A 13,175-nucleotide genomic window follows, 5' to 3' on the forward strand; every position below is an offset into this window, starting at 1 on the left:
AGCGGGCTTTTAGCGATAATGCCTCAAACAGAGCTCCTTAGCGGGTTAACGCCTGCACCAATAAGAAGCGCCAGACCGGGCTCAAACAATCAATAAGCTTCAATCAATAGAAGCCGTTGACGCACAGTCAACACAGCGACATTGCGGCTCAGCGACTGAGTCGTGCTACTTATTAATCCAACGAGTGATTAGGCAGAGACGTATGATAAAGATTCGTCGGGGATTGGATTTACCTATATCCGGTACACCCGAGCAGACGATCGCCGATGGGCCTGAAGCCCGCTCTGTGGCAGTCATCGGCCCAGATTATCACGGCATGAAGCCGACTATGGCCGTAGCCGTAGGCGATAAAGTCAGGCTCGGACAGCTGTTATTTACCGATAAAAAAACCGAGGGCGTGCGTTACACCGCGCCGGCCGCTGGCACAATCGCGGCGATTCATCGCGGCGAGCGCCGGATGCTGCAGTCGGTTGTGATCGATGTTGAAGGCGATGAGTCCGAAACATTTAAAGCTTTGAGCGATGCCGAACTAGGCAGCGCGAGCGCCGAGAGCGTGCGTGAGCTGCTCAATGAAGCCGGGCTGTGGACGGCTTTGCGCACTCGCCCTTACAGCAAGGTGCCCGCCATCGATAGCACGCCCCATGGGATTTTCGTCTCGGCGATGGATACCAATCCACTGGCGGCCGACCCTCAGGTTGTGCTTAAAGAGCGCGCCGATGATTTTGTCGCCGGCTTAAAAGTGCTGGCGCGACTCACAGAGGGTAAAGTTTACGTCTCTAAAGCCCCGGGCGCGGATATTCCAGTGGCGAGTGGCGAGCAATTCTCCGTCAATGAGTTTGGTGGCGTGCACCCGGCCGGTAATGTCGGCACTCATATCCATCATTTGGATGCGGTTAGTGCCAGTAAAACCGTCTGGACGATTAACTACCAAGATGTAGCGGCGTTTGGTGCTTTTGTGACTACCGGTCGCATCGACACCCGTCGCGTAGTGGCGCTGGCCGGTCCCGCCGTTAACGAGCCGCGCTTAGTGCGCACTCGCATTGGCGCCAACTTGGACGAGTTAACCGCAGGGCAATTGGCCGGCGAGGGCAATCGTGTTGTTTCGGGCTCTGTATTTGGCGGTCGCACCGCCCGCGGACCCTATGCCTACCTTGGTCGCTATCACACGCAAATCAGTGTGCTTAAAGAGGGCGACGATCGCCCGATGCTGCATTATTTGCGTCCCGGCGCTAATCTCTTTTCGGTAATGGGCATTTATTTGTCAAAGTTGATGCCGTCTAAGCGTTTTGGTTTTACCACCTCGACCAACGGCAGTGAGCGTGCCATGGTGCCTGTGGGCGCCTACGAAAAAGTCATGCCTTTGGATATTTTACCGACACAACTGCTACGCGCGTTGATTGTGGGTGATAGTGAGTCGGCTCAGCAGCTGGGTTGTTTAGAGTTGGACGAAGAAGATTTGGCGCTGTGTACATTTGTCTGCCCGGGTAAGTACGAGTACGGCCCTATCTTGCGCGACAATCTCACCATGATCGAGCGGGAGGGCTAACTATGAAAGCATTACGCAATTTTCTCGATAAAATCGAGCCGAGCTTTCACAAGGGCGGCAAATATGAAAAGTGGTACGCTTTGTATGAAGCGGTCGATACTATTTTTTATCGTCCATCGGATGTGACCAAAACCACCTCTCATGTACGCGATGGCATCGACCTGAAACGTATTATGATCACCGTGTGGTTGTGCACCTTTCCCGCGATGTTCTTTGGTATGTACAACGTCGGTCACAACGCCAATATGATTTTGGCAGATATTGGTATGGCCGGTGCCGAAGGCTGGCGCATTGCGCTAATTTCATCCATTGCCGGTTTTGATCCGAGCAGTGTGTGGGATTGCTTGGTGCACGGCGCCGCTTACTTTCTTCCTATTTATGCCGTAGTGTTTATTGTCGGTGGTTTTTGGGAAGTGCTGTTTGCCATGGTGCGCGGTCACGAAGTCAACGAAGGCTTTTTTGTTACCTCAGTACTGTTTGCCCTGATTTGCCCGCCCGATTTACCGCTGCTGTACGCCGCTCTCGGCATCAGCTTTGGTGTGGTGTTGGGTAAAGAGGTATTTGGTGGTACCGGCAAAAACTTCTTAAACCCTGCCTTAACTGGTCGTGCGTTTTTGTTTTTTGCGTACCCCGCCAGTATGTCGGGTGATGCCGTATGGACGGCTGTTGATGGCTACACCGGTGCGACGGCACTATCGGTTCTGTCGCAAAACGGTGTCGAAGCGCTGCAAAACCAGTTGAGCTGGATGGACGCCTTTCTGGGCTTTATGCAGGGCAGTATCGGCGAGACCTCAACCTTAGCCATTTTTATTGGTGGCGCTGTGTTGCTGGTGATGGGCATTGCCTCTTGGCGCATCGTAGCCGGCGTTATGCTGGGCATGATTGCGACCACCTTGCTGTTTAATTTTACCGGAGATGCGAGCTCTAACCCCGCCATGGCAACGCCTTGGTACTGGCATATGGTCATCGGTGGTTTTGCTTTCGGTATGATCTTTATGGCGACCGATCCGGTTTCGGCCTCTATGACCGATACTGGTAAATACTGGTTTGGTGCTTTGATTGGCTTTATGGTGATTATTATTCGGGTAGTAAACCCTGCCTTCCCCGAAGGCATGATGTTGGCGATTTTGTTTGCCAACTTGTTTGCTCCGCTGATTGATTACCTGGTAGTTCGCGCAAATATCAAGCGGAGGTTGGCACGTGGCTAGTAATGATTCCATTAAGAAAACAATCACAGTAACGCTGTTGCTGTGTATTGTCTGCTCGGTGGTGGTGTCCACAGCGGCAGTACTTCTGCGCCCGATTCAAGAAGTGAACAAATCCTTGGATTTTAAACGCAACATTTTGGCGGCGGCGGGTTTGCTTGAGAAAACCGATAAAGCCAGTGTCGAGAGCCTGTTTGCCGATCGTGTTAATACACAAGTGGTGGACTTAGAAACGGGTAAATTTACCGATGCGGTTGATCCGGCTAACTACGATCAGCGCAAAGCCAGTAAAGATCCGGCTCGCTCCACTGATTTGAGCCCCGATGAGGATCTGGCTAAAATCTCCCGTCGTGAAGAGTACGCCTTGGTGTACATGATCGAGGGTGATTCAGGGCTGGAAACGATAGTCTTGCCTGTTCGTGGTTACGGTCTGTGGTCGACGCTGTATGGGTTTTTGGCGTTGGACTCTGATTTGAACACCGTTAGAGGTTTGGGCTTTTACGAGCACGGTGAAACGCCGGGGCTTGGTGGTGAGGTTGATAACCCATCTTGGAAAGCCCAGTGGGAAGGAAAACAAGCCTACGACAGTGACGGCGATGTGGAACTGACCGTTATTAAAGGCAAAGTTGACCCGCAATCTAAAGATGCAGATCACCAGGTTGATGGCTTGTCGGGTGCCACCTTGACCAGTCGCGGTGTGGCGAATCTGATCCATTTTTGGTTGAGCGAAGATGGCTACAAGCCCTTTCTTACCAACCTGAAAAACGGGGAGGCTTAAGATTATGAAAGTCAAAGAGCTATTATTTGCGCCGATATTCTCCAATAACCCAATTGCGTTGCAGATTTTGGGTATTTGTTCGGCCTTGGCGGTTACCAGTAAATTGTCGGTTACGGTGGTTATGTGTATTGCACTAACCTCGGTAACGGCTTTTTCTAACCTGTTTGTCTCGCTGGTGCGCAACCACGCTCCGGGGAGCATTCGTATTATCATCCAGATGACTATTATCGCCTCGCTGGTAATTGTGGTCGATCAGGTGCTAAAGGCCTACGCCTTTGAAATCAGCAAGCAGCTGTCGGTATTTGTTGGGTTGATTATCACCAACTGTATCGTTATGGGGCGCGCTGAAGCTTTCGCCATGAAAAACCCACCACTGCCAAGCTTTTTAGATGGCGTTGGTAACGGTTTGGGCTACAGCGCTATGTTGCTGGGCTTGGCGTTTGTACGTGAACTGTTAGGCTCGGGTAGCCTGTTTGGTACTCAGTTGTTGCCATTGGCCACCGAAGGTGGTTGGTACACACCAAACGGTTTGCTGCTGTTGCCGCCAAGTGCGTTCTTTTTGATTGGTTTGTTTATCTGGGGCATCCGCTCCTGGAAAAAAGATCAAGTAGAAGAGCCCGATTATAAAATCGCACCTAACACCAAGCCGCTAGCTAAGGAGGCCTGATCATGGAAGCGTATTTGAGCTTATTTGTTCGGTCGATTTTTATCGACAACATGGCCCTGGCTTTCTTTTTGGGCATGTGTACCTTGCTGGCTGTATCGAAAAAAATCGGTGCGGCGTTTGGTTTGGGTATTGCCGTTATTGTGGTGCAAACCATTACCGTGCCGGTTAATAACTTGCTGTACACCTATGTGTTGGCTGATGGTGCACTGGCGTGGGCGGGTTTGCCTAATGTTGATTTGAGCTTCTTGGGGCTGATTTCTTACATTGGTGTTATTGCCGCTTTGGTTCAGATCCTTGAGATGGTGCTCGATAAATACGTTCCTGCGCTGTACAACGCGCTGGGTGTATTTTTGCCGCTCATTACCGTGAACTGTGCCATTTTGGGTGGCTCTCTGTTTATGGTTGAGCGCGATTACAACTTTGGCGAGAGTGTCGTCTTTGGTGTTGGCTCTGGTGTGGGTTGGGCGTTGGCTATTACCGCACTGGCCGGTATCCGCGAAAAGATGAAGTACAGTGATGTGCCCGAAGGGCTTCGCGGCCTGGGTATTACTTTTATTACCGTGGGCCTGATGTCGCTTGGCTTTATGTCATTCGGCGGCATTGATCTGTAATCAGCGAGGATTCACATGAACGAAATTATACTTGGCGTAGTCATGTTCACGGTCATCGTGCTGATACTGGTGATTGTGATTTTGAGCGCACGTGCACAGTTGGTGTCGACTGGTGACGTCACCATCGATATTAACGGCGAGAAGAAACTCACCGTCCCGGCGGGCGGCAAACTGCTGCAAACGCTGTCGGGCGCTGGCTTGTTTTTACCATCGGCCTGTGGCGGCGGCGGCACCTGTGCCCAGTGCGCCTGCGTGGTCAGTGACGGTGGCGGCTCTATGCTGCCCACCGAGGAAAGTCACTTCACCAAGCGTGAGGCTCAAGAGGGCTGGCGCTTGTCCTGTCAAACTCCGGTTAAACAGGATATGGTGGTAGAAGTTCCAGAGGATGTTTTTGGTGTAAAGCAGTGGGAGTGTACGGTTGAGTCAAACCCCAATGTGGCTACCTTTATTAAAGAGCTGACACTCAAACTACCCGAGGGCGAGAACGTAGATTTTCGTGCCGGTGGTTACGTTCAGCTGGAGTGCCCTGCGTATCATATTAAGTTCTCTGATTTTGATATCGAAGAGCAGTTTCGTGCTGATTGGGAGCGCTTTGGCTTCTTTAAACTGGAAACAAAAAACCCCGAGCCTGTTCAACGCGCTTACTCAATGGCGAACTACCCCGAAGAGCGTGGCTTGGTTAAGTTTAATATTCGTATTGCGACGCCACCTCCGGGCTCTAAAGATATTCAGCCGGGCATTATGTCCTCTTATGTCTTTAACCTAAAACCCGGTGACACTATTAAGGTGTTTGGTCCCTTTGGTGAGTTCTTTGCTAAAGACACCGATGCCGAAATGGTGTTTGTCGGCGGTGGTGCTGGTATGGCGCCAATGCGCTCGCATATCTTTGATCAGCTTAAGCGGCTTAATTCGACCCGTAAGATCTCCTTCTGGTACGGTGCACGCTCGTTAAAAGAGTTGTTTTACCAAGATGAGTACGACATGCTGGCGAATGAGAACGACAACTTCACCTGGCACGTTGCCATGTCTGATCCGCAGCCGGAAGATAACTGGGAAGGTCTAACGGGGTTCATTCATAACGTGTTGTATGAAGAGTACCTTAAAGATCACCCCGCACCGGAAGACTGCGAGTTTTATATGTGTGGGCCGCCAATGATGAACGCGGCGGTGATTAAATTGCTCCACGATCTAGGCGTTGAAGATGAAAACATTATGCTGGATGACTTTGGTGGCTAATTGCAAAGCTCATATGCCTGACATAATGATAATAAAAAAGAGGCTGACACTACTGTCAGCCTCTTTTTTGTTTTTATGTCTGTTAATCAGTGGTTGTACGCCCAGTGGTACCGAGCGCCCGAGTGTTAAATTCTCTGGCCAAACCATGGGCACCCACTATCATATTACGGTGGTAGGCCCGGCCTCGGGAGAGTTTGAGGTTAACGTCGATGCTCTGCAAAGTGCGGTGGATGAGCAGCTGGTGCAGATTAATCAAATGATGTCGACTTATATCGACGACTCTGAGCTCATGCAGTTTAACCGTGAGCCAGTGAATGAATGGGTCGAGTTATCTGAGCCCGTCATGGAGGTGTTGAGCATCAGTGAGGATATCAGTCAGCGATCTTATGGCGCTTTTGATATTACCGTAGGCCCGCTGGTGAACTTGTGGGGCTTTGGCCCACAGATGCAGCCCGATCGGGTGCCAGATCCAGATGAGCTGGCTGCCGCGCTGGCACGCACCGGACATGAGTACTTACAGCTGGATGTTAACCGGGCGCGCCGCACGGCCAATATTAGTGTGGACTTGTCGGCGGTGGCAAAAGGTTATGGTGTCGATTGGATTGCTAACTTTTTGACCGATCGTGGATTCGACAATTTTATGGTCGAAATCGGCGGTGAGGTACGCGTCGTGGGCGATAGCCCGCGCAGTACACCTTGGCGTATCGCGATCGAACAGCCCTCAGTGTTGGCGGGTGGCGCGCGGTTGGCGCTAAACGTGGATAATCACGCAGTGGCGACGTCGGGCGATTATCGCAATTATTTTGAAGTGGACGGCGTGCGCTACTCTCATACGATCAATCCAAAAACAGGGCGGCCAATTAAACACAATTTGGCGTCGGTTACCGTGGTGGCTGAAACCGCAGCACGGGCGGATGCCTGGGCCACGGCGCTGAATGTGTTGGGGCCTGAAAAAGGCATGGAGCTGGCTAATGCCGAGCAACTGGCGGTTTATATGATTGTCAAAGACGGTGATGGCTTTGTTGATACGCAATCGGTGACTTTTTCACAGCTGCTGCATTAACTGCTAAGCAGGGTGCGGCACAGGAGGGTAAAGTGATGGCAGTATTTTTAGTGGTGTTAGCGGTTATGCTGACGGTTGTAGTCGGTATGTCGGTTGGCGTTATTTTCGGCCGCAAGCCGTTAACCGGCTCGTGCGGCGGAGTCGGTAAAGCGCTGGGCGAGAAAGACTACAGCTGCGAGCTGTGCGGCGGTGATGAGCAAAAGTGCGAGAGTCTTAAAGATGGCTCAGCGGCAACCGTGAACGCAAGTTTGGCTGTAGATGCGACGGCGAAGCAGCCGCGAAATTAACCTGTACCCGCAAGCTAAGCAGTTAAGTTTGTAGGGGACGTAGTAGGGACGTTGGGGGCTTATTGTGGCGACATATACGTACGATGTGGTAATTATTGGATCTGGTCCGGCGGGTGAGAGTGCGGCAATGGCTTCTGCCAAAGCGGGTAAAAAAGTGGCGGTAATAGAAGGGCGTGGTTTAGTGGGCGGCAATTGTGCTCATAAAGGGACCATCCCCTCTAAGTCGTTGCGCCATGCGGTTAAACAAATTATTCAGTTTAAAACCAGTAGTTTGTTTCGCGAAAATGGCGAAAGCTGGCGTATTACTTATCCGCGGGTGTTGGCAGCCGCAAATCAAGTGATTCCCAAGCAGGTTGAGTTGCACACTGACTTTTATGTGCGCAATCGCGTCGCGGTTTACTCGGGTTTTGCGTCTTTTCTTGATGCTAACACAGTGGAAGTGAAGTTTAGCGAGGGCTCGACTGAGACGATCCACGCCGAACATTTTATTATTGCCACTGGTTCGCGTCCGTATCAACCGGCCGATGTTGATTTTACGCATCCGCGTATTTACGATTCTGACTCTATTTTGGAGATGAAACACACTCCGCGTCATATTTTGATTTACGGCGCCGGGGTGATCGGTTGTGAATACGCCTCTATATTTTCCGGGCTCGGGGTGAAGGTTGATCTGATCAACAGCCGCGATCGCTTGTTGTCTTTTTTGGATGATGAAATCTCGGATGCGTTAAGTTATCACTTGCGAGATAACGGCGTGCGAGTGCGCCACAGTGAAACCTACGAAAAAATCGAAGCCACCGAGCGCGGCGTGACCCTGTATTTGCAATCGGGTAAGCGTATTAAAGCCGATGCACTGTTGTGGTGTAACGGTCGTAGCGGTAATACCGATCAGTTAAACCTCGAGTCGGTTGGTTTGACACCGGATCATCGCGGCAACCTCACGGTTAACGAGCAGTATCAAACCGACGTTGAGAATATCTACGCGGTAGGTGACGTGGTAGGTTGGCCGAGCTTGGCGAGTGCATCCTACGATCAGGGTCGAGCGCTAGCGGCGGTGATTCTCGGTGAGCCGGCTAACGATGTTAGCGAGGTGCCGACCGGTATTTATACCTTGCCCGAGATTAGCTCTGTGGGCAAAACCGAGCGCGAGCTAACCGAGGCACGGGTGCCTTACGAAGTTGGCCGCTGCTTGTTTAAAAATACCGCTCGCGGACAAATTAGTGGTGAAGATGTTGGTATGCTTAAACTGCTGTTTAATGTTGACACCGGAGCACTGCTTGGGGTGCATTGTTTTGGCGCCGAAGCGGCTGAGATTATTCACATTGGTCAGGCGATTATGAGTCAGCCCGGTGAGAACAATAATATTAGCTTCTTCTTGAATACCACGTTTAACTACCCAACCATGGCGGAGGCATATCGCTTGGCAGCTCTGGATGGTACGAACCGGATCAATCGACAATAAAGGCGCTCTAGCACCGCCTAGATGAACGGCACAAAAAACGCCACCCTAGGGAAGCTAGGGTGGCGTTTTTTCGTTGAAAAGGGGTGATTAAAGCGTAAAAATTTAGGGGTTGGCCGCGGCTTTCATTTTTGGGGTGAACTTAACAACGGAATGGATCACCCGGTCAGCCTCAAAGTAAACGATAAAATCTTCGTATACCCATGTGTAAATTGGCGGCTCGCCCACCGGGCCGGCTTGGTTTATCGGCTCGCCATAGTGGTCTTTAACGCGGGTTTTCGTCATACCTGTGGCTGGCGTTGATAAGTATTCCCCCGACTTTTCTTGCTGGCCGATGGGGATGCGTACTGTTTCGGCTTGTAGTTGGCAGGCCAGAGCAAGCAGGATAAATGCTATAACTGATTTCATGGTTAATCCTTATGTCCCCAAGGCGGACGTTTGGTTGGGTTACTGCGGCTTACGCCGCGCCGACTCTAGTTGTGCCCGCATAATTTGCTGGCTGATTTGCTGTCGCTCAGCCGCATTTAAATACAGGAATTCTGCCGCAATTAGGTAACCGTTGCCGCGATCCGGTTCACACCGAATCACTTGCGCATGCAGTGCGGTGGCCATCAGGGGAGACTCAAAGCTCAGCATGAGGGCAAGCCAATGATGCTCGGGTAGTGGCTCGCTGTGGTGAAACATGAGTCCGCCTTCGCTGAGCTCAATGGCTTGCGCGCTAGCGTAATCTGTGACTTGGCTGCTTAAACAAAACTGCGCCAGCACGTCGATTTTGCGCGTTAGAATGTTTAGGTATTCGCCCAGAGCGCGATCGGCGTCTTTAATTTGCTGTTGTAGTTGGCCACCATCCAGCTCTAGCCGCTTTAATTCGGCCATGGTTTGCAAAATGCGGCTAGAGGTAAAATGCGATGTCGCATCGGCACCGCTGGTGACCAATGGTTTTGCGGCCAGCGCTTTCAGCTCGACGATGGCGTTTAGCGTTAAACGAAAATAATCGCGTCGTTCATCCATGTAGGGCACTCATGCTCTTGGGTAATCACTCTCAAACCATAGCATAACTGCAGGATTAGAGCATTGAGTGTGTTCCCGGTGTCGCCGCTCTTGTAGTCCTTGGGGCATTGGGGTTAAATGCGCACATGCTAAAAAACATCCCTTTGGCCATTGGTTTGCGGTATATCCGCGCTAAACGCCGCAATCAATTTATCTCTTTTGTCAGTGGCTTTTCGCTGCTGGGCATGGCGCTGGGTGTGATGGCCCTGATTGTGGTTATGTCGGTGATGAATGGCTTTGATCGAGAGATGAAGCAACGTTTGTTACGGGTAATTCCCCACGGCTTTGTCATGCAAGAGCCGGCCATGGATAACTGGCAACAATTGCGCACTCAGCTGTTAACCGATACAGACATTGTCGCCGCCGCCCCCTTTGTTGAGGGTTTTGCATTGGCGGGGTATCACTCACAGGTGCAAGGGGTGCAGGTGTCCGGGGTTGATCCGCAGCTACAGGGCGAGGTCTCTGAGGTGGCTGACAATATGTTGATCGGAGAGTTATCTGATTTGCAAAGCGGCCAATTCGGTATTGTTCTGGGGGCAGTGTTAGCGCGTCAGTTGCGTGTTGTGACGGGCGATAAGCTGACCTTAACGCTTCCTGAGATATCGATTACCCCCGCCGGTGTTTACCCCCGCGTTAAACGTTTTACCGTGGTCGGTGTGTTTGAAGTTAACGCGCCGGTGGATCAAGAGTTAGCGCTTATCCATATTGCCGATGCCGAGAAACTTTACCGCAATTCGGGCCCCATGGGGTTGCAGTTAAAATTTACCGATATCTATAAGGCCGGCGCCATTACCAGCCGGTTGCGGCAATCCTTGGGCAACGATTACCAGTTTCGCGATTGGAGCCAAACCCAAGGCAGTTTGTTTCAAGCGGTAAAAATGGAAAAAATTGTTATAGGCGTGTTGCTGAGTATTATTATAGCGGTGGCGGCATTCAATATTGTTTCAAGCTTGGTGCTGATGGTGGCCGATAAACGCTCGGACATCGCGGTGCTGCGCACACTTGGCTTGAATGCGCGTCAGATTATGGGAATTTTTATGGTGCAAGGCTGCGGTGTTGGGGTGATTGGCACCGCCGTTGGCACTATTGGCGGGGTGCTATTAGCGCTTTATATCAGCCCGGTGGTTGCCTTTTTTGAATCGCTGACAGGGCGGCAAGTGTTTGATGCAAACGTGTATTTTATCAGCCATTTACCCTCGCAGTTACAGTGGGGCGATGTACTGACAATCTGTTCTCTGGCGTTGCTGCTCAGTTTGCTGGCAACCCTTTACCCCGCGTGGCGGGCAGGACGAATCCAACCGGCCGAGGCCCTGCGTTATGAGTGATCTAACTTCTGCCGCTGTATTGCAGTGTCATGCCGTTAACAAAGCCTACACCCAGGGGCCGCAAGCGGTCAGTGTATTGCGCGATATCGAGCTTGAGGTATTGTCTGGCGAGCGAGTTGCGGTGATTGGTGCATCGGGCTCAGGTAAGTCGACTTTACTGAATATTCTGGGCGGGTTGGATTTGCCCGACTCGGGCGAGGTTGTGGTCGCCGGGCAGGCGCTGTCAGCTTTGGGTGCCGATGCCCGGGGTAAATTGCGCAACCGCTCCCTAGGGTTTGTCTATCAATTTCATCATTTGTTGGCCGAGTTTACCGCGCTAGAAAACGTCGCCATGCCGCTACTGATTGGCGGCCTCGATAGTGTAACGGCCAATGCCCGCGCCAGCGATATGCTCGCGCAGGTGGGGTTGGCAGCACGCACCAGCCACAAACCCCCAGAGTTGTCGGGCGGTGAACGTCAGCGGGTGGCCATTGCCCGTGCATTGGTCACCGAGCCCGCCTGTGTTTTGATGGACGAGCCGACCGGTAATTTGGACTCCCACTCGGCGGCCGACATTCAAGCGCTAATGCTCGATTTAAATACCCGTATTGGCACCAGCTTTGTGGTGGTGACCCACGATTTAACGCTCGCCGGTAAAATGGATCGCACGCTGCAGTTAGCCGAGGGGCAATTAACCGAGCTGGCGCGTCAGGAGTCTGCCGGTGTTTAATCGCTTTACCTTGACGCTGGGTCGGCGTTACGCCACAGCGCGCCAAGGTAGTCATCTGGTCAGTTTTATATCGCGAATGTCGGTGATTGGCTTGGTGATCTCGGTGGCCTTGTTGATCTTGGTTATGGCGATTATGAACGGTTTTGACCGCGAATTGCGCGAGCGGATTTTACAGGTGATGCCCCAGGGCACGCTCTACAGTCGCGAGGGTATTCGCGATCCGGGTGCGGTTATGGCGCAAGCATTACAGCACCCGGAGGTGATCGCCGCGGCCCCTTTTGTTAGCCTGCAAGGCCTGTTGGCAAAAGGTAAAGAGGTGGCCCCGGTAGGGCTGTTTGGTATTGTGCCGGAGCTTGAAGTAAAAGCATCGGGAGTCGACCAGTACTTAACGCACCATCGCTTGAATGAACTTGGTGATAATGCCCACGCGGTGGTGCTGGGCAGCACTTTAGCTAAAAGTATCGGCACTGAGGTGGGCGATCGTTTAACCCTGGTGATTCCACGTGCCGGTGCCGGGCGCGACAGCCCTAGTGTCTGGGCGCTGGAGGTGGTTGATATATTGGTCACAGGCACCGAGATCGATAATAATCTGGCGCTGATGAATATGAGTGCTGCGTCCAAACTCACAGCTTACCCAGGCAGCGTCAGTGGTGTGCGTTTAAAACTGCACGATTTATTTCGCGCACCGACTACTATGTACGAAATCACCGCGAATTTACCCGCAACCGTTTACGGTCGGGACTGGACGCGCAGCCACGGCAATTTGTACCAAGCGATACATATGTCGAAAAAGTTGGTTGGGCTTTTGCTGATTCTATTGATTGGGATTGCGGCGTTTAATTTAGTGACCACCTTGATTATGGTGGTCGTCGATAAAGAGGCCGACATTGCCATTTTGCGCACGCAAGGGGCGAGTAGCGCGGATATTATCGGAATCTTCTTGGTGCAAGGTGGCTATATTGGCGTCACCGGAACCTTTATCGGGGTTATTTTAGGGGTTATTTTTTCCTATACGGTAACCTCGGCCGTGGCCGGTCTCGAGCGTTTAACGGGGTTTCAATTTTTACACTCGGACGTTTATCCGGTCAGCTATCTCCCCTCTGAGTTACTGTTAAGTGATGTGGCTTATATTGCCGGTGCAGCGTTGGTGTTGAGCTTTATTGCGAGTGTTTACCCGGCCTGGCGCGCGGCCAGAATCTTGCCGGCCGAGGCATTGCGGCACGAGTAACACGGCAATCA

The 13,175-nt window shown here is 51.9% G+C and carries 14 protein-coding genes; 12 read left to right on the plus strand and 2 right to left on the minus strand.

Annotated features, from left to right (window positions below; translation table 11 throughout):
* Nucleotides 1-202: 202 nt before the first annotated feature.
* The 9 genes from ACGHAD_RS07560 to sthA all read left to right on the plus strand — a co-directional run bounded on the left by ACGHAD_RS07560 (nucleotide 203) and on the right by sthA (nucleotide 8,855).
* Entirely contained in the window at nucleotides 203-1,546 is a 1,344-nt protein-coding gene (locus ACGHAD_RS07560) for a Na(+)-translocating NADH-quinone reductase subunit A (protein ID WP_382415963.1), read from the plus strand.
* A gap of 2 nt (nucleotides 1,547-1,548) precedes the next feature.
* Nucleotides 1,549-2,754 carry an NADH:ubiquinone reductase (Na(+)-transporting) subunit B gene (locus ACGHAD_RS07565; protein ID WP_339615479.1) on the plus strand — a complete coding sequence of 402 codons (1,206 nt, stop codon included), beginning with the start codon at nucleotides 1,549-1,551 and terminating at the stop codon, nucleotides 2,752-2,754.
* A complete protein-coding gene (locus ACGHAD_RS07570; RefSeq protein ID WP_339615478.1) occupies nucleotides 2,747-3,529 on the plus strand; it encodes a Na(+)-translocating NADH-quinone reductase subunit C in 783 nt (260 codons plus the stop codon). Before ACGHAD_RS07565 ends, ACGHAD_RS07570 begins: the two co-directional genes overlap by 8 nt.
* Before the next feature lie 4 nt (nucleotides 3,530-3,533).
* Nucleotides 3,534-4,196, plus strand: coding sequence for an NADH:ubiquinone reductase (Na(+)-transporting) subunit D (locus ACGHAD_RS07575; RefSeq protein ID WP_339615477.1), 663 nt, complete (start codon nucleotides 3,534-3,536; stop codon nucleotides 4,194-4,196).
* A gap of 2 nt (nucleotides 4,197-4,198) precedes the next feature.
* On the plus strand, nucleotides 4,199-4,807 hold the full coding sequence (gene nqrE, locus ACGHAD_RS07580; protein WP_339615476.1) for an NADH:ubiquinone reductase (Na(+)-transporting) subunit E: 609 nt from the start codon (nucleotides 4,199-4,201) through the stop codon (nucleotides 4,805-4,807).
* A 15-nt stretch (nucleotides 4,808-4,822) separates the two neighbouring features.
* Nucleotides 4,823-6,043 carry an NADH:ubiquinone reductase (Na(+)-transporting) subunit F gene (gene nqrF / locus ACGHAD_RS07585; protein ID WP_339615475.1) on the plus strand — a complete coding sequence of 407 codons (1,221 nt, stop codon included), beginning with the start codon at nucleotides 4,823-4,825 and terminating at the stop codon, nucleotides 6,041-6,043.
* Nucleotides 6,009-7,106, plus strand: a complete 1,098-nt coding sequence (locus ACGHAD_RS07590; RefSeq protein ID WP_382415959.1) for an FAD:protein FMN transferase — start codon at nucleotides 6,009-6,011, stop codon at nucleotides 7,104-7,106. The genes nqrF and ACGHAD_RS07590 overlap by 35 nt, the downstream gene beginning before the upstream one ends.
* A gap of 35 nt (nucleotides 7,107-7,141) precedes the next feature.
* On the plus strand, nucleotides 7,142-7,393 hold the full coding sequence (gene nqrM / locus ACGHAD_RS07595) for a (Na+)-NQR maturation NqrM (RefSeq protein ID WP_339615473.1): 252 nt from the start codon (nucleotides 7,142-7,144) through the stop codon (nucleotides 7,391-7,393).
* A 64-nt stretch (nucleotides 7,394-7,457) separates the two neighbouring features.
* The gene (sthA, locus tag ACGHAD_RS07600) at nucleotides 7,458-8,855 is read left to right on the plus strand and encodes a Si-specific NAD(P)(+) transhydrogenase (RefSeq protein WP_339615472.1); all 1,398 of its coding nucleotides are present in this window, start codon (nucleotides 7,458-7,460) and stop codon (nucleotides 8,853-8,855) included.
* Between the two features lie 102 nt (nucleotides 8,856-8,957).
* On the opposite strand, the gene ACGHAD_RS07605 is transcribed toward sthA, so the two are convergent.
* Nucleotides 8,958-9,260: a hypothetical protein gene (locus ACGHAD_RS07605; protein ID WP_339615471.1), complete on the minus strand. Its 303-nt coding sequence runs from the start codon at nucleotides 9,258-9,260 to the stop codon at nucleotides 8,958-8,960.
* Nucleotides 9,261-9,299: 39 nt separating this feature from the next.
* Nucleotides 9,300-9,863, minus strand: coding sequence for a PilZ domain-containing protein (locus ACGHAD_RS07610; protein WP_382415956.1), 564 nt, complete (start codon nucleotides 9,861-9,863; stop codon nucleotides 9,300-9,302).
* A 125-nt stretch (nucleotides 9,864-9,988) separates the two neighbouring features.
* On the opposite strand from ACGHAD_RS07610, the gene ACGHAD_RS07615 reads away from it, so the two are divergent.
* Genes ACGHAD_RS07615 through ACGHAD_RS07625 form a run of 3 tightly spaced genes read left to right on the plus strand, consistent with a single transcriptional unit; the run spans nucleotide 9,989 to nucleotide 13,164 of the window.
* Complete coding sequence (locus tag ACGHAD_RS07615) at nucleotides 9,989-11,227, plus strand: lipoprotein-releasing ABC transporter permease subunit (protein WP_339615468.1); 1,239 nt, start codon at nucleotides 9,989-9,991, stop codon at nucleotides 11,225-11,227.
* The gene (lolD, locus tag ACGHAD_RS07620) at nucleotides 11,220-11,936 is read left to right on the plus strand and encodes a lipoprotein-releasing ABC transporter ATP-binding protein LolD (RefSeq protein WP_339615467.1); all 717 of its coding nucleotides are present in this window, start codon (nucleotides 11,220-11,222) and stop codon (nucleotides 11,934-11,936) included. Before ACGHAD_RS07615 ends, lolD begins: the two co-directional genes overlap by 8 nt.
* Entirely contained in the window at nucleotides 11,929-13,164 is a 1,236-nt protein-coding gene (locus ACGHAD_RS07625) for a lipoprotein-releasing ABC transporter permease subunit (protein WP_382415953.1), read from the plus strand. Before lolD ends, ACGHAD_RS07625 begins: the two co-directional genes overlap by 8 nt.
* The last annotated feature ends 11 nt before the right edge of the window (nucleotides 13,165-13,175 follow it).

The sequence above is a fragment of the Gilvimarinus japonicus genome, assembly GCF_042847215.1.
Lineage (GTDB): Bacteria > Pseudomonadota > Gammaproteobacteria > Pseudomonadales > Cellvibrionaceae > Gilvimarinus > Gilvimarinus japonicus.

Excerpts from the sequence above, each read along its gene's own strand:
- nqrF (WP_339615475.1), top strand. The coding sequence starts at position 4,823 with ATGAACGAAATTATACTTGGCGTAGTCATGTTCACGGTCATCGTGCTG.
- ACGHAD_RS07575 (WP_339615477.1), top strand. The coding sequence starts at position 3,534 with ATGAAAGTCAAAGAGCTATTATTTGCGCCGATATTCTCCAATAACCCA.
- nqrM (WP_339615473.1), top strand. The coding sequence starts at position 7,142 with ATGGCAGTATTTTTAGTGGTGTTAGCGGTTATGCTGACGGTTGTAGTC.
- lolD (WP_339615467.1), top strand. The coding sequence starts at position 11,220 with ATGAGTGATCTAACTTCTGCCGCTGTATTGCAGTGTCATGCCGTTAAC.
- ACGHAD_RS07590 (WP_382415959.1), top strand. The coding sequence starts at position 6,009 with ATGAAAACATTATGCTGGATGACTTTGGTGGCTAATTGCAAAGCTCAT.
- ACGHAD_RS07610 (WP_382415956.1), bottom strand. The coding sequence starts at position 9,863 with ATGGATGAACGACGCGATTATTTTCGTTTAACGCTAAACGCCATCGTC.
- ACGHAD_RS07560 (WP_382415963.1), top strand. The coding sequence starts at position 203 with ATGATAAAGATTCGTCGGGGATTGGATTTACCTATATCCGGTACACCC.
- ACGHAD_RS07615 (WP_339615468.1), top strand. The coding sequence starts at position 9,989 with ATGCTAAAAAACATCCCTTTGGCCATTGGTTTGCGGTATATCCGCGCT.
- nqrE (WP_339615476.1), top strand. The coding sequence starts at position 4,199 with ATGGAAGCGTATTTGAGCTTATTTGTTCGGTCGATTTTTATCGACAAC.
- ACGHAD_RS07565 (WP_339615479.1), top strand. The coding sequence starts at position 1,549 with ATGAAAGCATTACGCAATTTTCTCGATAAAATCGAGCCGAGCTTTCAC.
- ACGHAD_RS07605 (WP_339615471.1), bottom strand. The coding sequence starts at position 9,260 with ATGAAATCAGTTATAGCATTTATCCTGCTTGCTCTGGCCTGCCAACTA.